Origin of the sequence: Nocardiopsis potens DSM 45234 (genome assembly GCF_000341105.1) — a bacterium.
Taxonomy (GTDB): Bacteria; Actinomycetota; Actinomycetes; order Streptosporangiales; family Streptosporangiaceae; genus Nocardiopsis_A; species Nocardiopsis_A potens.
On the sequence record NZ_ANBB01000030.1, the window covers coordinates 1 to 366 of the forward strand.

General features: G+C 71.3%; 1 protein-coding gene. It reads right to left on the minus strand.

From position 1 onward, the window contains the following. Window positions 1-366, minus strand: a 366-nt coding sequence (locus tag D459_RS35850) for an alpha/beta fold hydrolase (protein WP_017593172.1), incomplete at both ends; no start/stop codon positions are given.

Genomic DNA, 366 nt, shown 5'->3' on the forward strand with positions numbered 1-366 from the left:
GGGGTGGGGGGGGTGTGGGCGAGGCGGGTGAGGGTGTCGGCGATGGTGCGGGGGGCTTCGAGGGGGGTCATGTGGGCGGTGTCGGGGATTTCGATGAGTTCGCGGGCGTCGGGGAGGGTTTCGTGGAGGTGGTGGGCGTGGGTGATGGGGATGAGGCGGTCTTCGGTGCCGTGGATGAGGGTGGCGGGCATGTCGAGGCGGGGGAGCCGGTGGGTGAGTTCGAGGGTGCCGAGGACGCGTCCCCAGTGGGCGCGGGCGGCGGGGTGGCAGTTGTGGACGATGCGGGCGCAGACGTCGGTCATGGCGGGGTTGGAGCGGGGGGCCATGGTGATGTAGCGGATGGCGGCTTTGGTGAGGGGGGTTCTG